The following is a 21,748-nucleotide window of genomic DNA, read 5'->3' on the forward strand; positions in this document are numbered from 1 at the left end:
GCGGAAGCCACAGCAGCGGCGGCGGTGGGGGGCACAGCGGCGGCGGTGGCGGCGGCCACCACTAGCCATCTCACCCCGGGCGCGGTCAGCGGAACGCGCGTAAAGTCGGGTCGCTAGGGGAATACAGGGTGGGGACTCGTGACGTCTCGAGGTGGCCGGAGCCTGCGATGACGACGATCCCCACGACACTGTCTAGCAAATGACAATGGAGGGGCATTGGACACCGTACTTGTGGTGTCGATGGCGCCGACGGCAGTCCGGATGGTTCTGGTCGAAGGCGAAAATGGCGATGGCGCCACCGTCGACGAAGACAATTTCGACGTCGCTACCGACGATGACACAGCAACGACCAGCGCCGCGAACCAGGTGGTCTCGGCGATCCTGGGCACCCAGGAGGGTGCAGCCCAGGGCGGCTACCAGCTGACGTCGACGGGAGTCACCTGGACCGATCCCATCGAGGCCGCCGCGCTGCGTGACGCGCTGGCCGCACATAAGGTCGAGAACGTGATGTTGGTCTCGGCCTTCCTGGCCGCGGCCGCTCTGGCGCAGTCCGTCGGCAATGAAACCAACTACGCGCAGACCGCGCTGCTGTTCATCGAACCCGACACCGCGACCTTGGCGCTTGTCGATACCTCCGACGGGTCGATCGCCGACGTGCACCGCCAGCCGCTGCCCGAAGACGATGACGCGGCAGTGGCGCAGCTGGCCACCATGGTCTCGGAGGCTGAGGCGCTAGAGACGCGTCCGGGCGCCGTGTTCGTCGTGGGCTCCGGCGTCGACGTGCCGCTGATCAAGTCGGCACTGGAGTCCGCAACCACACTTCCGCTGGCGATGCCCGAGGAACCGGAGACCGCGCTGGCTCGCGGAGCGGCCCTGGCGTCAGCGCACGCGCCGCTGTTCGCGTCCTCCACCGCCGCGCAGGCATACGCGCAGGATCCTGGCACCGGTGCGCTCGACCCGTTCGCGGTTGCCCCCGGATACTTCGACATCCCGGATTCCGACGAGGGCGCGCTCGCCTACAGCGCCGTCCCCGACGACTACGCCGAGGCCTATACCGGCGCGCACACCGCTGCCACCGCGCTTGCCGACTACGACGACCGCAGGTCCTTCGGGCTGGTGGGCAGCGTGGTCGCGGCCATCTTCATCGTCGGCGTGGCGGCGCTGGTCGTTTCCCTGGCCATCGCGATCCGACCGACATCTGGCGTGAAACCCGCGCCAAGCCAAAACATCGTGGCACCGGCCACGCCGGCGCCCGCAGCTCCGGCTCCTGCGCCAGCGGCACCTGCCCCGGCTCCTGCTCCTGAGGCGGCTCCGGTGCCGGCTCCGGCGTCTGTTCCTCAGGCACCCGCGCCGATTCCTCAGGCTCCCGCCCCGGTCGCGGTCCCGGTGCCGGCCGCGCCCGCTCCGATACCCGAGGCTCCTGCACCCGTCCCGGTGCCCGCGGCCCCGGCTCCTGTACCGGTAGCGCCGATTCCCATCCCGATCCCACTGCCCATTCCGCCGATCATCGGCGGGCCGATAGGTCCCGGTGGTGGCGGGTTCCCAGGTAACGGGGGTCCGGGCGGCGGCTTCCCGGGCGGTGGTAGCCGCGGTGGCGGCGGCCCCGGTGGCGGCGGCCACGGCGGCGGCTTCCCCGGCGGTGGCGGCTTCCCGGGCGGTGGCCACGGTGGGGGTGGGTTCCCCGGTGGCGGTGGCTTCCCAGGTGGTGGCGGCGGTCACGGTGGATTCGGCGGCGGCCACGGCGGGTTTGGTCGCCGGTAGTTCTTCGAGAGTCACCTGTCACCTCCCGTTTGCCTCCCGCTTAGCGGAGCGATGCAGTTAGCTCATCGCGGCCACCTACACACAGTGGTATGCGATGCACCGTCTTTGGCACCGGATACCTGGGTGCCACGCACGCCGTGGGGATGGCTGAACTGGGACACGAGGTCGTCGGTGTTGATATCGACCCGGGGAAAGTCGCGAAGCTGGCCGCGGGTGACATCCCCTTTTACGAACCAGGTCTGCGAGAGTTGTTGGCCGACAACTTAGCTGCCGGACGACTGCGGTTCACCACCGATTACGACTTGGCAGCCGATTTCGCCGACGTGCATTTCCTTGGAGTCGGCACGCCGCAGAAGAAGGGCGAATACGGCGCCGACCTGAGCCACGTCCACGCCGTCATCGACAATCTCGTGCCGCGGTTGACCAGGTCGGCCGTGCTCGTCGGGAAATCGACTGTCCCAGTGGGCACTGCCGCAGAACTGGGCGATCGGGCCGCCGCACTGGCACCCGCGGGGGTCGACGTCGAAATCGCCTGGAACCCCGAGTTCCTGCGCGAGGGGCACGCCGTGCACGACACCTTGGAGCCGGACCGCATTGTGCTTGGCATTCAGCAGGACTCGGTGCGCTCAGAGATCGTCATCCGCGAGTTGTACGCGCCGATCCTCAACGCCGGCGTGCCGTTCCTGGTAACCGATTTGCAGACAGCGGAATTGGTCAAGGTTTCAGCCAATGCCTTTCTAGCGACCAAGATTTCGTTCATCAACGCGGTCTCCGAGGTGTGCGAAGCGGCGGGTGCCGACGTCACGCTGCTAGCTGATGCGCTCGGGTACGACTCCCGGATCGGGCGCAAATTCCTCAACGCGGGCTTGGGCTTTGGCGGTGGCTGCCTGCCCAAGGACATTCGGGCGTTCATGGCGCGCGCGGGCGAGCTGGGTGCCAACCAGGCGCTGACGTTCCTGCGCGAGGTGGACAGCATCAACATGCGTCGGCGTACCAAAACGGTCGAGTTGGCCACCGCGGCGTGCGGCGGTTCGCTGCTAGGTGCCAACATCGCCGTGCTCGGCGCGGCGTTTAAGCCCGAGTCCGACGATGTCCGCGACTCGCCGGCGCTCAACGTCGCGGGGCAGCTGCAGCTCAACGGGGCCGCGGTCAACGTTTACGACCCGAAAGCCCTCGAGAACGCCCGTCGCCTGTTCCCGACGCTGAACTACGCGGTTTCGGTGACCGAGGCATGCGAGGGCGCGGACGCGGTCTTGGTGCTGACCGAGTGGCAGGAGTTCACCAACCTTGACCCGAACGACCTAGCCGACGGGGTGCGAGCCCGCGTCGTCGTCGACGGTCGCAACTGCCTGGACGCCGAGCGCTGGACGCAGGCGGGCTGGCGGGTGTTCCGGCTCGGAGCGCGACGCCCCTAAAGCGCACCCTTGCCAGGTAGCCTGATTGCGTGGATTACGCGGCGGCCTTTGTCGACGAAAACCGCGCTTTTTCGGAGTTTTTCCGCGATGTCGACGACTCACACCCGGTGCCGACTTGCCCGGGCTGGAGCCTCCAGCAGCTGTTCCGCCACGTCGGGCGGGGCGATCGCTGGGCCGCACAGATCGTGCGGGATCGACTTGACCAGCCGCTCGACATGCGCAGCGTCGAAGCCGGGAAACCACCGCCAGACCCGGCCGACGCGATCTCCTGGTTGCACGGCGGGGCGCAGCGGCTGATCGACGCCGTCGAGCTGTCGGGCGTCGAGACGCCGGTGTGGACCTTCCTCGGCGAGCGCCCGGCGAACTGGTGGATCCGGCGCCGGCTGCACGAAACGTCGGTGCATCGCGCCGACGCGGCCATCGCGCAGGGGCGCGAATTCATCCTCGAACCCGATGTCGCGGCGGACGGAATCACCGAGTTCCTCGAGCGGATCGAGATCCAGGCCGGCGCCAACGGCGCCCTGCTGCCGCTCGATGACGGTAGAACCCTGCACCTGCACGCGACCGACCCGGGGTTGGGTGAAGCCGGCGAATGGACGGTCGGCGTCCGCGACACCGGCCTCGCCTGGTCGCACGAGCACGGCAAGGGCAGTGTGGCGTTGCGGGGCGGCGCCACCGAGCTGTTGCTGGCGATGTCGCGACGAACTCCGCTCGCCGACACCGGCATCGAGATGTTCGGCGACGAGGCGGTGTGGCAACACTGGCTGGAGCGCACTCCTCTCTAGCAACGTCGGGGAAACGACGTGCTGCAAGGGGGTACACGGTAATTTTTAGATCATGACCACTTCGGAGATCGCCACCGTGCTGGCGTGGCATGACGCTCTCAACACCGCCGACATCGAGACCTTGGCGGCCCTATCCAGCGACGACATCGACATGGCCGACGCGAACGGTGCCCAACAAGGCCACGAGGCGCTGCGCACGTGGGCCGCCTCCGGCCGGGCGGCCACCGAACTCGGCAAGATGTATGTGCACAACGGCGTTGTGGTCGTCGAACAAAATGGCGGCACCAACGCCGCGTTAGCCTTCCGGGTAGTCCACGACCATGTCACCTCGGTATTCCGTCATCAGGACTTGGCGTCGGCGCTGGCGGCCACCGAACTCACCGAGGCAGACCTCGTTACCTAGGGCATAGGAGCCACTACATGCGCGGAATCATCTTGGCCGGCGGTTCGGGCACTCGACTGCACCCGATCACGATGGGCATCAGCAAGCAGCTGCTGCCCGTCTACGACAAGCCGATGATCTACTATCCGTTGTCCACGTTGATGATGGCCGGAATCTGCGACATTCTGGTGATCACCACCCCGCATGACGCGCCCGGATTTCAGCGACTCCTGGGCGATGGCTCGCAATTCGGTGTCAGCATCAGCTACCTCGAGCAGGAAAAACCCGATGGTCTGGCGCAAGCTTTCATTTTGGGCGCCAAGCACATTGGTAATGATTCGGTAGCTTTGGTGTTGGGGGACAACATCTTTTACGGACCGGGTTTGGGTACCAAACTCAGCCGATTCCAATCCGTCAGCGGCGGAGCGATTTTCGCGTATTGGGTGGCGAACCCGTCGGCCTACGGTGTCGTCGAATTCGGCGCGGACGGGATGGCGTTGTCGTTGCAGGAGAAACCCGAAACGCCGAAGTCCAAGTACGCGGTGCCGGGCCTGTACTTCTACGACAACGACGTGATCGAAATTGCCAAGGGCTTGAAGAAATCCGATCGCGGCGAATACGAGATCACCGAGGTCAACCAGATCTATCTCAACCGCGGCCGGCTCTCGGTCGAGGTGCTCGCTCGCGGCACCGCGTGGCTGGACACCGGCACCTTCGACTCACTGCTGGACGCCAGCGACTTCGTTCGCACCCTGGAACGCCGGCAGGGCCTGAAGGTCGGCGTGCCCGAGGAAATCGCGTGGCGGCAGGGCTGGATCAGCGACGAGCAGCTGGCCAGACATGCGCGCAGCATGGTCAAGTCCGGGTACGGCGACTACTTGCTGGAGCTGATGGAACGGGGCTGACTGATCCGGTTTCGGAGCCGGGTTTGGCCAGCACCGCGGCGATCGCCGTCGTCAACGGCACTGACAGCGCCAGTGCGATTCCGCCGACGGCGGAGCGCACGAGTTCGATGGCCACGCTTTCGCTGATCAGCACGTCGCTCAAAGATCGATTCGCGACACTGAACAACAACAGCAGCGGTAGCGAACTGCCGGCGTAAGCCAGCACCAGCGTGTACACCGTGCTGGCAATGTGATCGCGTCCCACCCGAATCGCGCTCAGGAAAATCGCCCGTCGGGAGGTATCGCCGCCGATGTGGGCAAGCTCAAACACGGTCGAAGCCTGCGTCACGGTCACGTCGTTCAGCACACCCAGCGATCCGATGATGAATCCGGCGAGCAGCAGGCCGCTGATCGACACGCTGCCAAGGTACGCGCTTACCGCAGAGTTCTGTTCATCCGACAGGCCGGTCAAGTGTGCGAGTTCGATTGCTGCCCAAGACAATCCGGCGGCCAGCAGTAAGGCCGACAAAGTGCCCAGTAAGGCGGCACTGGTGCGCAGGTTGACCCCGTGGGCCAGGTAGATAACGGCGTACAGGATCGCGGCCGACGCCACCAGGGCCACCGGGACCGCGGGCGCTCCGTCGCGCAACGCCGGCAGCAAGAACATCACCAGCACCGAGAACGCAACCACGATTCCCACCAGTGCCAGCAGCCCACGCCAGCGGGCCACGGCGACAATGACCACCGCGAACGCCAGGGCCAGCGCGATCAGCGACCAGCCGCGCTCGAAGTCGTAGAACGCGTACGTGGTGGCGCCTTGGGCGTCAACCTGCCGCACCACCCGGATGTGGTCGTCCGCTTTGAATTGTGGCTGGCCGGGACCGGGGGAGAACTCCAGCAGGGTTTTCGCGCCGGCATTCGGTCCCGAATCGATTGCGACCAACGTCTGCACGCATCGTCCCCCGCCCGGAGCTCCCGGTTGCGGAGCCGTGGTGAGCACCTGACTGGCCGACGGGCTGCCGCAATCGCCGAGGCCGCTGGACAGCACGTGCGCGCGCTGGGTGCTCACCGCGCCACCCGTCGCGGTCTGGAACGTCATCGGGATGTCGACATGCTGGCGGCTCGGCCACAGCAACACGGCGCCGGCGATCACGGCTATCCCGATCGCAATCAGCAATCCCACCACGATTTTGGCGGGCAGCGGCCCCAGTGGGGACGGACCTGACGACAGGTTGTGCGAGTGCGCGTGGGAGTGGGTCACGCGCTCCACCGTAGAGGCGGTGCCTGCCTACTTACTGTCGATAGGCGGTCAGGAAGTTGCCCAGCCGTTCGATTGCGGACGACAGATCGCGCGCCCACGGCAGGGTCACAATGCGCAGGTGATCCGGTGCCGGCCAGTTGAACCCGGTGCCCTGGCCTACCAGGATCTTTTCCTGCAGCAGCAAGTCAAGGACCAGTTGCTCGTCGTCGGCGATGTCGTAGACCTCGGGGTCCAGCCGCGGGAATGCGTACAGCGCGCCATCCGGCTTGACGCAGGACACCCCCGGAATCTGGTTGAGCTTGGTCCACGCGACATCGCGCTGCTCGAGCAGCCGGCCGCCGGGCAGCACAAGGTCATCGATGCTCTGGTAGCCGCCGAGGGCGACCTGGATCGCATGCTGGGCAGGGACGTTCGGACACAGCCGCATGTTGGCCAGCAGGCTGATTCCCTCGATGAAGCTGCCGGCGTGGTCCTTGGGCCCGGTGATCGCCAGCCAGCCGGAGCGGTAGCCGGCGACCCGGTAGGCCTTCGACAGCCCGTTGTAGGTCAGGCACAACACGTCCGGGGCGAGTGTGGCCAGGCTGATGTGCTTCGCGTCGCCGTAGAGAATCTTGTCGTAGATCTCGTCGGCGAGCAGCAGCAGTTGGTGCTTACGCGCGAGCTCGACGATCTGGGTGAGAATTTCGCGGCTGTAGACGGCGCCGGTGGGATTGTTTGGGTTGATCACGACCAGCGCCTTGGTGCGCTCGGTGATCTTCGACTCCATGTCGGCGATGTCGGGCTGCCAGCCCTGCGTCTCGTCGCACAGGTAGTGCACCGGCGTGCCGCCGGCCAGGGACGTCGACGCCGTCCACAACGGGTAGTCGGGGGAGGGAATCAGCACCTGATCGCCGTTGTCCAGCAGAGCCTGCAGCGTCATCGTGATCAGCTCGGATACGCCGTTGCCGAGGAAGACGTCATCGACGTCGAATCGTGGGAAGCCGTCGACCAGTTCGTAGCGGGTGACCACCGCGCGCCGGGCGGGCAGGATGCCCTGCGAGTCGGAGTAGCCCTGGGCGTAGGGCAGCGCCTGGATCATGTCGCGCATGATCACGTCGGGTGCGTCGAAGCCGAACGGCGCCGGGTTGCCGATGTTGAGCTTGAGAATGCGGTGGCCCTCGGCCTCTAGCCGCGCAGCATGCTGGTGCACCGGGCCGCGGATTTCGTACAGAACGTCCTGAAGTTTGGACGATTGCGCGAAGGTCCGCTGCCGGTGGTGGCCGGGGATGTGCACGGGCACCTGGTGAGTGGTCACGTCACCTATGGTGCCATCGTTGTCCACCGAAATTTGCTGGTCTACGCCAATCTGTGATCAGCGCTTGCCCGGTGGACGGGCGCCACGAGCCATGCCGAGCCCCTTAACAGGGGCTGCCGGTGGTGCCGCGTCGCCGTTGGATTCCTCCGGCTTCGGCTCGGGTTTGGCCTCGGCCTTGGGCTCGTCGGCCGCGGGAGCCTCGGCCTTGGCTTGGGTTGCCGGGGCTGCGGGTGCCGTTTTCTTCGCGCCTGGCTTCCGCGCGCCGGCGGCGATACCCAGACCCTTGACGGGTGCGGCCGGTGCGGCCGGCGCTTTGGGCTCCGCAGCCTCCGCCTTGGTCTCGGGGGTTTGCTCGGCTGCCGGGGCTGCGGGTGCTGTTTTCTTGGCGCCCGGCTTCCGCGCGCCGGCGGCCATGCCCAAGCCCTTGGCGGGCGCGGCTGGTGCCTTGGCCTCTGCGGCCTCAGTGCTCTGCTCGGCTGCCGGCGTCTCGGCGGCCGGGGCTGCTGTTTTCTTGGCGCCCGGCCTCTTCGCGCCGGTTGCCATACCCAATCCCTTGGCAGGCGCGGCCTTGACCTCTGCGGCCTCGGCTGCTGGTGCCTCGGCCGCCGGCGCCGCGGCTTTCTTGGCTCCGGGTCGCTTGGCGCCACCGGCGATACCCAGCCCCTTCGCGGGAGCGGCGGCCTTGGCGGGCTGCTCCGGCTCGGCGGCCGCGGGTTCGTCGGTCTTGGCGGGCGCTTGCGCCGGGGCGGCCGGTGCAGCGGCCTTGGGCTCCGCTTTCGCGGCCAGCTCTTCTGCTTCCTTTGCGGCCGTGCCCTTCTCAGGCAGCGTCGCCTTGTCGTACTCGAGCGAACTGAGCAGGATCTGCGCGACGTCGAGCACCTCGACGCCGCTGCGGCCGGCCTCTTCCTGCCGGTCGTTGACACCGTCGGTCACCATCACCCGGCAGAACGGGCACCCGGTCGCGATTGTCGAGGCGTTGGTGGCCAGCGCTTCGTCGACGCGCTCGTGGTTGATGCGCTTGCCGATGTGCTCTTCCATCCACATGCGTGCACCGCCGGCACCGCAGCAGAAGCTGCGGTCGGAGTTGCGCGGCATTTCGGTGAGGTTCGCTCCGGCGAAACCGATCAGCTCGCGCGGCGCCTCGTAGACCTTGTTGTGCCGGCCCAGGTAGCAGGGGTCGTGATACGTAATGTCCTGCGAGACAGGCTTTACCGGAACCAGCTTCTTGTCGCGCACCAATCGGTTGAGCAGCTGGGTGTGGTGCAGCACGCTGTAGTTGGCGCCCAGCTGGCGGTATTCCTTACCGATCGTGTTGAAGCAGTGCGGGCAGGTGACGACGATCTTGCGGTCGACGTTCTCCACACCCTCGAACACCCCGTCCAGGGTCTCGACGGCTTGGGCGGCCAGCTGCTGGAACAGGAATTCGTTGCCGGACCGGCGTGCCGAGTCACCGTTGCAGCTCTCCCCGGTGCCGAGCACCATGTACTTCACGCCGGCGATGGCCAGCAGCTCGGCGACGGCCTTGGTGGTCTTCTTGGCCTTGTCGTCGTAGGCGCCGGCGCAGCCTACCCAGAACAGGTACTCATAGCCGTCGAAGCTCTCGACATCCTGGCCGTAGACCGGGACATCGAAGTCGACCTCGTCGATCCAGTTGGTCCGGTCGCCGGCGTTCTGGCCCCACGGGTTGCCCTTGGTCTCCAGGTTCTTGAACAGCACCGACAGCTCGGAGGGGAACTCCGACTCCATCATCACCTGGTAGCGGCGCATATCGATGATGTGATCGATGTGCTCGATGTCCACCGGGCACTGTTCGACGCAGGCGCCGCAAGACACGCACGACCACAGCACATCGGGATCGATCACACCGCCCTGCTCGGCGGTGCCGACCAGCGGCCTGGCTGCCTGCTCGGGCCCGTGCCCGGGAATCCGGCCGAAGCCGGACTCCGGAACGTGGTGGCCCTCTTCCTTTGCCGTTTCGAGGTCCAGACCCTCGAGCGGTTCGGCGGTCTTCTCACCCAGGATGTAGGGCGCCTTGGCCATCCAGTGGTCGCGCAGGTCCATGATGACGAGCTTGGGCGACAAAGGCTTTCCGGTATTCCAGGCCGGACACTGCGACTGGCAGCGCCCACACTCGGTACAGGTGGCGAAGTCGAGGTTCGCCTTCCAGGTGAAGTCCTCGATCTTGCCGCGCCCGAAAACGTCGTCCTCGCCGGGATCTTCGAAGTTGATCGGCTTGCCACCGGACTCCATCGGCAGCAGCGGGCCCAGGCCGTCGGGCAGTCGCTTGAAGGTGACGTTGATCGGCGCCAGGAAGATATGCAGGTGCTTGGAGTGGAGCACGATCAGCAGGAAGAACAGCGCCACCGCGATATGGGAGAGCAGCGCGATGGTCTCGATCCACTCGTTGGCAGTTACGCCCAGCGGATGCAGGAGCGCCCCCATCGCGTGCGAGAAGAATGCCGCCCGGCCGTAGGGAGAGTTTCCGGTGTTCACCGCGGCACCGCGGACGAAGGCGTAGCTGAAGATGACCAAAAAGATCATGAACAGGATCAGCCAGGCGCCGCCGGTGTGTGAGCCGTAGAACCGCGATGAGCGGCCGTGTTCCTTTGGCTCGCTGCGCAACCGGATGATGGTGAACGTGATGATGCCGGCCACCACGGAAAGGGCAATGAAGTCCTGCAAGAAGCCCAGCACGCCCCACCGACCGACAATCGGGATGTGGAAGTTGGGCTGGAACAGCGTGCCGTATGCCTCGATGTAGACCGTGATGAGGATGAAGAATCCCCACATGGTGAAGAAGTGGGCAAGGCCGGGGATCGACCATTTCAGCAGTTTGCGCTGACCGAACACCTCGGAGACCTGCGCCCAGATTCGGGAGCCAATGTCGTCGGTGCGTCCACTGACCGGCTGGCCGGACATGACGAGCCGGTAGAGCCACCAAACGCGTTTGAGCGCGAACAAGACCACGACCGCGGTCAGGCCCAGCCCCAGCACCAACCTGATGAGCGTCTGCGTGGTCACAGCAGGTCTCTCCCCAATGCCTCGTCATTCAACGAAAATTCGTTCGATCTTTGCCAGCTAATAGTGACATCTGCGCCGTGATCGACGCGAGAAAGGTTCCCCTAACTGACGTCCGTCAAAGTCGTTGACCAGCGGCTTAGCTCTCCGATACCAGCATGGCGCGCAACATAGAGAGCATCTCCGAGCGCGAACCGGCATCGAGCCGCCGACGGATCCGGGCGACGTGATGCTCGACCGTCTTCGCCGAGATGAAGAGTTGCGCACCGATGTCGCGATACGGCATTCCCAGGAGTAGGAGTTCAGCGACTTCGCGTTCCCGATGAGACAGCGGCGATCCCGACGTCGGCTGGTGCTGGGGCGATAGGGTCGCGCCCGCCGGTTCGTCGCCCGCCGGTGCGCTGGGCAGGTCGCCCGGCGCCGCCCCCAACTTGAGATCGCGGGCCAGTTGCAGCATCGCTCCTGACACCCTGCCGTCGGGGGTTTGCAGCGCGGCCTGGCCAGCCAGCCGGGTCGCGTCCGAGGTCAGCCCCACATGCGATAGCGCGCGCCGACGCGGTGACCTCGTCGGCGTCGACCTGGTTGGCCAGCACGCGTAACCAGGTGCGCCCGGCGCCCGACAGGACCTGCGCCAGGGTGCTGGCCTCGGTCGCCACACCGAGGGCCTGCCCATGTGGGGCCACCAACTCCGGCGCATTGGCGAGGATTCCCGCATGCACGCCGGCCCAATGTAATGGGATTGACCACAAAATCGGATTGCCCAGCGATTCCAACAGGGTGAGTGCCTGATCCAAGGCATGTCGCAGCTGCTCGACCTGACGCATCCGGGCGGCCGCGACCCACAACTCGCCCAACGGCAGCAGTGCGAACAGGTCGACAGAGTATTCGGCCAGCACTTCCATGCCTGCGTACCAATGCTTTTGCAGGGCGCCGGTGTCGCCGCTGCGCCGCGCGATCGCCGTCTGCAGCGCCGCCGCCCACAATGCGTCGCGCCGGTGTAGCGCGGCAGATCCGGCCGCGGCGGCGTCCGCGCTGGCGGACGCCAGCTGACCGTCCAGCATTTTGATCCAGCCGGACAGCAACATGTGCCGGGGCGCAAATAGCGCTTGATTATCGGCGCGCACCGCGCGCCCGATCACGCTGCGGGCGCGGACCGGATCGCCGCCGTGGATCGCGGCCAAGGTAACCAGTGCCGCCGGGCTGTCCGGTGTGACTTCGCTCATGGGTTGTTCGGTCGCGATGGCCTGGCCTAGTTGCGTCATCGCTGCCGTATACGGCTGGTCCATGGTCAATAGCAGCCCCTCGGCCAGGCTGCGCGAGGTGCGGGCGGCCATCGTCGGGGGACCGGAGTCCTTGAGCCGCAGCGCTGTTCGCGCCGTCGTCAAATCGCCGGTGGCGGTAAGCACGATCGCTGCGGCCGCGCCGACCACCGCGTCCGGGTGCGGGCCCAGCCAGCTGAACAATTCTGCTGCCTGATTCGCGTTGCCCTGATGGGCCGCGACGCTGGCCGCGATCCGAACCGCCGCGGCGCGTTCGGCGGAATCGGGCGAGCTGAGCAGGCCGTCGGCCAGTGCCGCCGCGGTGGCGCAGTCTCCCGTGAGGGCCAGCGCGTCGGCGGCGCGAGATGTCAGGCCTTCGGCGCCGGCGTTGATGGCTGCCTGGTAAAGCTTTGCGGCCCTGATAGATTCGCCGTGCACGGCGGCGGCTTGCCGAGCGAGTATGCCGGCCAGCCGATCGTCTTTGTGCCCGTGCTCGGCGAGCCGCAACGCGAGCTGCGGTGTAACCGTCGAAATATCGAGTTGTGAACGCAGTAGCGCGGTTTCGACTTCCCGGTGGTGGGCATTGCCGACGATCTGGGCAATCGCGCCATGCAGCAGCTGTTGGAACTCCGGGGTATGTGATGGCTCGATCAGCCCGCTGGCGCGCGCGCGATCGACCAGTCGACGCCCTTCCGTTGTTGAAATGCTCAGTGCAGCAGCCACATCGGCTGCTCCTAGCTCCTGGGTCAGCGACATGATGAGAAGCGCGTCCAGGTCGGGTTCGTCGAGCCGGCGCAACCGCGCGATTAACGCGAACGTCGCCGACTGAGTCGGCGATTGCGCCCCCTGGGCCGTTGCATGCACTAGAAGAGGCAGCCCCGCAGTACATGCCAGCAGGTCTTCGGCGACGGGAAGGCGACCCAGCACTATGCGGGGTCGCTCACGTTCCATCGCCACAGTCAGGTCCCGCAGCTGCTCCTGTGGTTCGCCGGCCACCACGACAGTGGTGCGCGGGTCGGTGACGCACTCGGTGAGGCTGAGCAGTTCGTGCTCGCGGAGCAGATGGGCGTCGTCGATCACCAGCGCCGCGTCGGGCGAATCGCCGGGTCGAAGAGGGCGTGCAAGCACGGTCAACCCGGCACTGCGCAGTGCGTCTCGGGCGGTGGCCAGTGCCGTGGACTTACCGGAGCCGACGCCGCCGCAGATCAAGAGCTTCACCGGAACTGTCGACGCGTTGGCAAGGGCCTCGACGGCTTCTTGCGCGATCGGGGAGTCGCTCATGGTGCGTACCCCCTGGATTCGGCGCTTCGTGGTGGTCGGGAGCGGTTTTCACACCATAACCGCAGCAACCCCCGTATCCCGGTAGCCATCCCCGTAGTCCCGGTATTCCCCTAAAGCAGCACCCCCTAATGTGGTGGAACGGCAGGTGGGTTGCGCACCGATCACAGCGCCCGGCTGAGCCGATAACATCGTGGTAATTGACTGGGCTTTCCCTGCGGAGGCGACCGCAGAGGCAGAGTGCGGCAAGGAGGTGTACTCGATGGCAAACTCATTGCTGGACTTCGTGATCTCGCTTGTGCGCGATCCCGCTGCCGCGGCGCGGTATGCGTCCAACCCCGCGCAGTCCATCGCAGATGCTCACCTTACCGATGTGACCAGCGCCGATGTGAACAATTTGATTCCCATGGTGACGGACTCGCTGTCGATGGCAGCTCCTGCCGGCCCCGCCTCGGGGGTGCCCGCCGCTGATCACGGAAACGTCTGGGCAAGCGGCGCGGCCGCGGCCGCTCTCGATGCCTTCACGCCGCATACCCCCATCGGGATGGTGGATTCCCATGGTCCGACGGGCGGCGTGATCCATCAGCCGTCCGCACCGGCACCCATCCAGCCGGCGGCCGAGCCGCATCCGCTAGGGATCCACTCTCCGGAGCCATCGGTGCAGTTCACTGGTGCTGAAATGGCCGACAGCACGGTCGACCACGGCGGATTCCCGGCGCATGATGTGTCCCTGTGGGAGCACCCGGTCGCCCACCCGCATCCCGCCGAACCAGAGCACCACGACTTCGGCCTGCACGGCTAAGTCATCCCTCTTCCAGATCTCCTCTTGCGGTCCTGAACTGCTTAAATGCCGTTGACTAGGGGCATCTGCTGCCCTGCGTGGGGGTCCCCCGCAAATCCCCTAATCCCCTAATGGGGTGTACCGGCGGATCCCGATGGGGTGCCGGTCAGCTGGGGGATCCGTCCCCGATTCCGAGCACATCCGGAATCCATAGCGTGTATTGCAGAACGCCGGTTGTCGGCGCAGGGGATTTGAAGGGGAAACGATCATGGACTCGCTGATTCAATACATCCTGGATCTGTTCAGCAATCAGGACGCGGCTCGCGCTTTCGTCTCAGGACCCGGGCAGGCGATGACTGATGCAGGTCTGGTCAACGTGGCCCCGGACCAGTTCTTTTCCGCGCTCGCCAGTGCCCTACCCGGGGTGGCTCTTGGTCCGGGCGACCCGATCGGTGGGTTGCAGCAGGTGCTGACCGACCAGTACGGCTTTGCCCCGGGCTACGGGGGCTACGATCAGGGCTACGGCGGCTATGACCCCGGCTATGGCGGATACGACCAGGGTTACGGGTACGGACCCGGCCTTGTTGGTGCGGTTGCCCAGGACGCGGGCGCCCTGGTGGGTGACGCGGTTGCCCCTGTTGTCGACGGCGCCGGCGCTGTCCTGGGTCTAGGCGGTGCGCTCGTGGGAGACGTGGGCGGCAGCCTGCTAGGCGGAGTCGACGCCGGACTGTACGGCGGCGGGTACGGCGGGATGGGCCTGCAGCCCGGCTGGGGTGGGTTCGGACCGGGCACCGGCGAGTGGGGTCACGGCTTCCGCCCGGGCTGGGGCGAGCCTCGCCCCGGTTGGGGACACGGGTGGGGTGATGGACGGCCTGGGTTCGGCCACGGCGGTGGCCCTGATTGGGGCACTGGTTGTGGCCCCGACTGGGACGGGTTCCGGCCTGGCGTAGGCGAATTCGGCGCCGGCGCCGGCTTCGGCGGACACGTTGGTCTGGGCGTAGAACTCAATGCAGGCTTGGGCCTTGGTGGTGGCGTCGACGGACACACCGGCTTCGGTTTGGCCAACGAGGCCGGCTTTGATGGCCGCGCTGGCTTTGGTGAGGGTGTTGGTCTGCGGGCTGGTGGTGGGCTTGAAGGTGGCGGCGGTGCGGCCCTGGGCGGCCGCGCCGGTGCCGGCCTAGGCATCGGCGGCCAGACGGGCGGCGGACTTGGCGGCGACATCGGAGGCCACGCCGGCATTGGTCTGAGGGGTCATGCCGGTGGTGGTCTCGGCGCTGGCGGCCAGGCTGGTGGCGGAGTGAGCGCTGGCGGTCAAGCCGGTGTTGGCGTTGGTAGCCAGGTCGGTGGTGGCTTTGGTGCCGGTGGTCAGGCAGGCGGCGGGTTCGGCGTTGGTGGTCAGGTCGGTGGCGGCTTTAGTGCTGGTGGTCAAGCTGGCTTGGGGGGCCAGGCTGGCGGCGCATTCGGTGCCAGCGGTGGACTGGCCGGTGGCAGCAACCTGGGCGGCCAAGCCGGTTTCGGAGGCCAGGCCGCTCTGGCAAGCCAGACAAGTTTCGGCGCCAGCGGTCAGTTGGCGGGTGCCGCCAACGTCGGTGCTGGTGGCAATGCAGCGCTGGGCGCTAGCGGTCAGGCGGGGTTGATCGCTAGCGAGGGCGCAGCGCTGAACGGTGCCGCCACTCCTCACGTGGCCGGCCCGCTCGGGGGTGTCGGTGTCGGCGGTGCCGGCCTAGGCATCGGCGGCGCACGCACTGGGGCCTCAGTGAGCGGCGAGGGCGGGCTGGGAGGTCACGCGCAATCCGCAACCCCGGCCCTGGCCGGCGGCGCGGGCATGGGCAGCCACGCCGGAGCCGGTGGTGCCGCGGGGGCTGGTGTCGGCGGCGGCGTCCCGGCTGGTGGAGCTGGCGGCGGGCTGAACGCGGGTGCCGGCGGTGAAGTTGGCGGCGGGCTGAACGCGGGTGCCGGCGGTGGAGCGGGCGGCGGCGTCAATGCGGGTGCCGGCGCGGGAGCTCACGGCGGCATCCTTAACCAGGAAGGCGCGGCGCTCGGTGGCGGCGGCAGTATCGCCGGCAACGGGGGTATCGCGGCTCCGCATGGCCCGACCAGTCCGGCTGGACAGGGCCCGGTTATTCAGGGCGGCGGCGGTGCCGCGGGCGGGCCGGGCGGTCACGTGACGCCGCCGTCGAACCCGGGCCCCGTCATCCAGGGTGGGGGCTCCGGCGGCGCTGCCGGCCACGGCGGCGTGGGCGGACCGGTGATCCACGAGCCGGCGCAACAGGCCCCGGTGCAGCATTCGCCGGCTCCGGTCGAGCACGCGCCGGCTCCGGTTCAGCATTCGCCTGCGCCGGTGCAGCATTCGCCGGCTCCGGTCGAGCATTCGCCTGCCCCGGCACCGCATAGCCCGTCGGTGTTCGAAGGCACTCCGCACGCACCGGCCCCGGTGCATGAACCTGCACCGGCGCCGCATCCTGCGCCGTCGCACTTCGGCGGCCCACATGGATAACGGCTGACAAGAGCGAAATTGGCGGGGATCCTTTGATCCCCGCCAATTCGCGCGCATACCGTAATCGCAGATGCGAGAAAGTGGGGAAGCGCGGTGACTCAACCCAATGACCCTCGACGGGTCAGCGTGATCGTCGAGCTGATCGACCACACGACTGCCATCGCCGAACTGAACGAGCGCAATGATCTCGCGCAGCGACTGGCGCGGGCGCGCGAACGCATCACCGACCCGCAGATCCGGGTGGTCATCGCCGGGCAACTCAAACAGGGCAAGAGTCAGCTGCTCAACTCGTTGCTCAACCTGCCGGTGGCGCGAGTCGGCGACGACGAGGCCACCGTGGTCATCACGGTCGTCAGCCACGGCGACCCGCCGTCGGCACGGCTGATCGTGGCGGCAGGACCCAACGGCGAGCCCGCGCCCGTCGACATCGCGATCGACGACATCAACAAGGACCTGCGCCGAGCGCCGCAAGCCGGCAGTTGCGAGGTGCTGCGCGTCGAAATCGGTGCGCCCAGCCCGCTGCTGCAAGGCGGGCTGGCGTTCATCGACACTCCCGGTGTAGGGGCCCACGGGCAGCCGCACCTGTCGGCGACGCTTGGACTGCTGCCCAACGCGGACGCGCTGATCATGGTCAGCGACACCAGCCAGGAGTTGACCGAACCGGAGATGTGGTTCATCCGGCAGGCACACCGGATCTGCCCCGTTGGGGTGTTGGCGGCCACCAAAACTGATCTCTATCCGCACTGGCGCGACATCGTCGGCGCCAACACCGCGCACCTGCAGCGCACCGGCGTACCGATGCCGATCCTGCCCGTGTCGTCGCTGCTGCGCAGCCACGCCGTCACGCAGAACGACGGCGAACTCAACGAGGAATCCAACTTCCCGGCGATCGTCAAATTCCTCAGCGAGAAGGTGCTGTCCCGGGAGAGCGATCGGGTGCGCGACGAGGTGTTACGCGATATCCGTTCGGCTGCAGAACAATTGGCGATGTCTGCGGGATCTGAACTCGCGGTCGTCAACGATCCGGGACTGCGTGACCGACTTGCCGAGGACCTGGAGCGGCGCAAGCGCGATGCGCTGGACGCGCTGGAACAAACCGCCCTGTGGCAGCAGGTGCTCAACGACGGATTCACCGACCTGAGCACCGACGTCGACCACGACATGCGGGCTCGATTCCGCTCGCTCACCGAGGACATCGAGCGCCAGATCGATTCGTGTGACCCGACGAGGCATTGGGCCGAGATCGGCGCCGACGTCGAGGACGCGGTCGCCACCGCCGTCGGGGACAACTTCGTGTGGGCCTACCAACGCGCCGAGGAGCTGGCCGACGACGTCGGCCGTTCGTTCGCCGCGGCGGGACTGGATTCGGTGATGACTCCTGAGCTGAGCCAACGTGCGATGGGTGAGGATTTCGGCCGGCTCAAGTCGGTGTCCGAGCTGGACTCCAAACCGGCCGGCAAGGGCCAGAAAATGGTGAGCGGTCTGCGTGGTTCGTACGGTGGCGTGGTGATGATCGGCATGTTGTCCTCGGTAGCGGGGCTGGGCCTGTTCAACCCGCTGTCCGTGGGCGCCGGGCTGATCCTGGGCCGCATGGCGTACAAGGAGGACAAGGAGAATCGGCTGTTGCGGGCGCGCGCCGAGGCCAAAACCAATGTGCGGCGCTTCGTCGACGACATCTCGTTCGTGGTCGGCAAGGAATCTCGAGACAGGCTCAAGATCATCCACCGCGCGCTGCGCGACCACTACCGCGACATCGCCAACGAGATCACCCGATCGCTCAACGAATCGCTGCAGTCCACCGTCGCCTCGGCGCACGTCGAAGAAGCCGAACGCGACACCAAAGTCCGTGAACTCGAGCGGCAGTTGAATATCTTGAACCAAGTCACCGACAATGTGGACAAACTAACGCCACAGGTGACCGTAGGACGGGTGTGAGCACTAGCGATCGAGTTCGTGCGATTCTGGGCGGGACCATCCAGGCCTACCGTAGTGAGCCGGCATTCCGGCAACGGCCCGAGGTCTTCTACGAACTAGAGCGCATCGGCGCGCGGCTGAACGAACCGATCCGCATCGCGCTGGCCGGCACGCTGAAAGCCGGAAAGTCCACTCTGCTCAACGCTTTGGTCGGTCAAGACATCGCACCTACCGACGCCACCGAGGCTACCCGCATCGTGACGTGGTTCCGCCACGGTTCCACCCCGAAGGTCACCGCCAACCATTGGGGCGGAAGGCATTCCAATGTGCCGATTAGCCACAGCGGTGGGCTGACGTTCGATTTTCGGGCGCTCAACCCCGCCGACGTGGCCGACCTGGACGTCGAATGGCCCGCCGAAGAACTGGTCGATACCACCATTATCGACACCCCCGGAACGTCGTCGTTGACGCGTGAGGCCTCCGAGCGCACGCTGCGGCTACTGGTACCGCCCGATGGGGTGCCGCGGGTGGACGCCGTGGTGTTCCTGTTGCGCACCCTCAACGCCGCAGATATCGCCCTGCTCAAGCAGATTGGGCAACTCGTTGGCGGGTCGGGCGGTGCGCTGGGCATCATCGGGGTGGCGTCACGTGCCGACGAGATCGGCGCCGGCCGCATCGATGCGATGCTCTCGGCAGCCGACGTGGCGCGGCGATTCACCAAAGAGATGAACGAGACCGGCATCTGCCAGGCGGTGGTGCCGGTGTCGGGGCTGCTGGCGCTGACCGCGCGCACGCTGCGCCAAAGTGAGTTCATCGCACTGCAGAAGCTCGCCGCGGCCGACAAGGCCATGCTCGGCAAGGCCATGCTCAGCGTGGACCGCTTCGTCCGGGTCGACAGCCCGCTGCCCGTCGACGCGGCGACCCGCGCCCAGCTGCTGGAGCGGTTCGGCATGTTCGGCCTGCGGATTTCGCTCGCCGTGCTGGCCGCCGGAGTCGCCGATGCGGCGGGGCTCGCCGACGAATTGCTGGAGCGCAGTGGGCTGGTGGCTTTGCGTGAGGTCATCGATCAGCAATTCGCGCAGCGTTCCGACATGCTCAAGGCGCACACCGCGCTGGTGTCATTGCGTCGATTTGTAGAGGTCTTCCCGATCGTCGCGACGCCCTACGTCATCGCCGATATCGACCCGCTGCTGGCAGACACCCATGGTTTCGAAGAGCTTCGGATGCTTAGTCAATTAGCTTCTCGCCCAACATCATTGAATGAAGAAGAGGCAGCGTCACTGCGCCGCATCATCGGTGGATCGGGCACTCGGCCGGCCAGCAGGCTGGGTCTGAATTCCGAGAACGCCGACCCCCAGGAGGGCCCGCGGGCCGCATTCGCCGCGGCACAACGCTGGCGCCGCCGAGCCGAACATCCGCTCAACGACCCGTTCACCACCAAGGCGTGCCGTGCCGCGGTGCGCAGCGCTGAGGCGATAGTGGCCGACTTCGCCGCGCACGGTTCCCGCATCCAGCCTCAGTAGCGCCGCCACGGCCAGCGCCGCTCCCGTTCCGTCGGCAGCGGCGGCGGCGGAACCGTCGTGGTGACCGGTGGAGCCGTCGTGGTGGGCGGAGGTTGGTAGGTCGTGGTGGGCGGTGGTTGATAAGTCGTTGTGGGCGCCTCGGTGGTTGTCGTCGACGGTGGCGGCGGTGCGGTCACCGTCTCGGTTGGCTCGGTCACGGTTACGGTCTGCTCGGGTGGCGGTGCCGTTGGCTGGGTCGGCGGGGTCCGGACCGGGGTGGTGTTATCTTCGCCCAGGGTCAACGCCAGCACCGTGGCCACCAGGATGGCAATGCCCGCACCGGCCAGGCTCAAGACCACGGCGGTGCGCTTGTACCACGGGCCGGCTTCGGCCGCGTAAGGATCGTCGTCCGCGTAGTCCAATCCCATTGCGTCCCTGATATATTGGCCGCTGTGCTCAGGGCCGCTATAGGGGACCGGATCGTCCTCGTCTTGGTCCTCCGACCAAGCCAGCGGGCGCTCTTCCTCGATCCGGGCGCCGGGGAGGGCTTGGGTCATGTCTGCCGGTGCAGCGCTCGCCAGTTGCGTCGGGTTCTCGACGGCGGGACTGGCCGTCGCCGCGCCGGCCGCGGGGTGCTGCTCACCGAAGGCGGCCGCGCCGATCGCGGCGCTCAACCCCGGCTGCGGCGCGGTGCGGATCGGCGCTTCGAGACGTTGGGAAAGGCGGGTGCCGAGCAGCGGGATTACGGCACCACCACCCACGGTGGCCACAGCGGCCAGCTTTGTCTTCGGAATCTCGTTGCGCTGCAACACGTCTTCGACGCCTGCGACAAATTCGTCCAGCGGTCCGGAGATCAGGTCCTCGAATTCGTTGCGGGACAGCTCGATATCCTCGCCGGTGACCGCCGGGACGGTGGTGATCGTCTCCGTCGACAGACTTTCCTTGGCGGTCCGGCATTGGTCGAGCAGGCGGGCCAACGACCCCATCCGGGTCGTGCTTGCCTGGCCACCGGAGCTGTCGCTCGGCGCGCTGTCGCGCACCCGGTCGAGGATGAGCTGGTCGATCGCGTCGCCGGAGAAATCCCGGTAACGAACCGACGGGCCGATCTGTGCAAAGTCCGACCCGGCGTCGCAGAGCGTCACGGTGGTGCCACTGGCGCCGAAGTCGCACAACGCGACGACACCCTGCGTCGGGAAATCCGGCTCGGTCCGCAGCGCCGTGAGCGCGGCGGTGGCATCAGAGATCAGGGCGGGCGGCACGCCGCCCGGCGCCAGTCCCGGCTGGGCGAAGAATTCCTCACGCAGGGCCGAGGACTGCTCCCGTGACCAGTACGCGGGGACCGCGATGGTGACCGGCGTGCCGTAGTCGACAGCGCGCGCCATTGCCTCGAGCGCCTCGACCGTCAGCGCGTCCCCGAGGTACTTCGTCCCGTCCGCTGCCACCAACGGAGTTCGGTCACCGACCCGTTCGACGAATCCGCGCATCACCAGGCCGGCTTGAGCCGGGTCCGGATTTTCCTCCGGCAGACCGGCTTCGGATGCCTGCTGGTCGAACAACGTCAGCACGGATCGGCGAGTCACCGCGTCGCGATCAGCGCGGGCCGCGACCAGGTTGGCCACCCCGATCGACAACCCGAGCGACTCGCTCATCTGGCCTGCCCCTGTGTTTTGTCGTACATGTGACTGTGGGTTCCCGCGAGTCTAAGTGGAAGCCCTCT

13 protein-coding genes and 1 pseudogene are annotated in these 21,748 nt (G+C 66.9%); 9 read left to right on the forward strand and 5 right to left on the reverse strand.

What is annotated here, in order from left to right:
• Positions 1-216: 216 nt before the first annotated feature.
• The 5 genes from DB708_RS23715 to rfbA all read left to right on the forward strand — a co-directional run bounded on the left by DB708_RS23715 (position 217) and on the right by rfbA (position 5,248).
• Entirely contained in the window at positions 217-1,761 is a 1,545-nt protein-coding gene (locus DB708_RS23715) for a DUF7159 family protein (protein ID WP_420873725.1), read from the forward strand.
• A gap of 89 nt (positions 1,762-1,850) precedes the next feature.
• Positions 1,851-3,176, forward strand: coding sequence for a UDP-glucose dehydrogenase family protein (locus DB708_RS23725; protein WP_108925924.1), 1,326 nt, complete (start codon positions 1,851-1,853; stop codon positions 3,174-3,176).
• A 29-nt stretch (positions 3,177-3,205) separates the two neighbouring features.
• Positions 3,206-3,961 (forward strand): maleylpyruvate isomerase family mycothiol-dependent enzyme, encoded by a 756-nt coding sequence (locus tag DB708_RS23730; RefSeq protein ID WP_108925925.1) that lies wholly within the window; start codon positions 3,206-3,208, stop codon positions 3,959-3,961.
• 52 nt (positions 3,962-4,013) lie between these two features.
• Positions 4,014-4,364, forward strand: coding sequence for a nuclear transport factor 2 family protein (locus DB708_RS23735; protein WP_108925926.1), 351 nt, complete (start codon positions 4,014-4,016; stop codon positions 4,362-4,364).
• Positions 4,365-4,381: 17 nt separating this feature from the next.
• Positions 4,382-5,248, forward strand: coding sequence for a glucose-1-phosphate thymidylyltransferase RfbA (rfbA, locus tag DB708_RS23740; RefSeq protein ID WP_108925927.1), 867 nt, complete (start codon positions 4,382-4,384; stop codon positions 5,246-5,248).
• Here the strand turns inward: rfbA and DB708_RS23745 are convergent.
• From DB708_RS23745 to iniR, 4 genes and pseudogenes are all read right to left on the reverse strand, one after another.
• Positions 5,199-6,497 carry a YibE/F family protein gene (locus DB708_RS23745; RefSeq protein WP_108925928.1) on the reverse strand — a complete coding sequence of 433 codons (1,299 nt, stop codon included), beginning with the start codon at positions 6,495-6,497 and terminating at the stop codon, positions 5,199-5,201. The two genes, rfbA and DB708_RS23745, sit on opposite strands and share 50 nt — an antisense overlap.
• 22 nt (positions 6,498-6,519) lie before the next feature.
• Positions 6,520-7,809 carry a pyridoxal phosphate-dependent aminotransferase gene (locus DB708_RS23750; RefSeq protein WP_108925929.1) on the reverse strand — a complete coding sequence of 430 codons (1,290 nt, stop codon included), beginning with the start codon at positions 7,807-7,809 and terminating at the stop codon, positions 6,520-6,522.
• A 30-nt stretch (positions 7,810-7,839) separates the two neighbouring features.
• Positions 7,840-10,803, reverse strand: a complete 2,964-nt coding sequence (locus DB708_RS23755; protein WP_108925930.1) for a heterodisulfide reductase-related iron-sulfur binding cluster — start codon at positions 10,801-10,803, stop codon at positions 7,840-7,842.
• 136 nt (positions 10,804-10,939) lie between these two features.
• A pseudogene (gene iniR / locus DB708_RS23760) lies at positions 10,940-13,340 on the reverse strand (isoniazid response ATPase/transcriptional regulator IniR).
• Positions 13,341-13,599: 259 nt separating this feature from the next.
• On the opposite strand from iniR, the gene DB708_RS23765 reads away from it, so the two are divergent.
• From DB708_RS23765 to iniC, 4 genes are all read left to right on the forward strand, one after another.
• Positions 13,600-14,139: an Rv0340 family IniB-related protein gene (locus DB708_RS23765; protein WP_108926266.1), complete on the forward strand. Its 540-nt coding sequence runs from the start codon at positions 13,600-13,602 to the stop codon at positions 14,137-14,139.
• Positions 14,140-14,386: 247 nt separating this feature from the next.
• Positions 14,387-16,615 (forward strand): IniB N-terminal domain-containing protein, encoded by a 2,229-nt coding sequence (locus DB708_RS28030; protein WP_133251050.1) that lies wholly within the window; start codon positions 14,387-14,389, stop codon positions 16,613-16,615.
• A gap of 93 nt (positions 16,616-16,708) precedes the next feature.
• The gene (locus DB708_RS23785) at positions 16,709-18,550 is read left to right on the forward strand and encodes a dynamin-like GTPase family protein (RefSeq protein ID WP_108925934.1); all 1,842 of its coding nucleotides are present in this window, start codon (positions 16,709-16,711) and stop codon (positions 18,548-18,550) included.
• A complete protein-coding gene (gene iniC, locus DB708_RS23790; protein ID WP_108925935.1) occupies positions 18,547-20,052 on the forward strand; it encodes an isoniazid-induced dynamin-like GTPase IniC in 1,506 nt (501 codons plus the stop codon). Before DB708_RS23785 ends, iniC begins: the two co-directional genes overlap by 4 nt.
• Here iniC and DB708_RS23795 read toward each other — a convergent pair.
• Positions 20,046-21,680: an Hsp70 family protein gene (locus tag DB708_RS23795; protein WP_108925936.1), complete on the reverse strand. Its 1,635-nt coding sequence runs from the start codon at positions 21,678-21,680 to the stop codon at positions 20,046-20,048. The genes iniC and DB708_RS23795 overlap by 7 nt on opposite strands.
• Positions 21,681-21,748 lie beyond the last annotated feature (68 nt).

Source organism: Mycobacterium montefiorense (assembly GCF_003112775.1).
Lineage (GTDB): Bacteria > Actinomycetota > Actinomycetes > Mycobacteriales > Mycobacteriaceae > Mycobacterium > Mycobacterium montefiorense.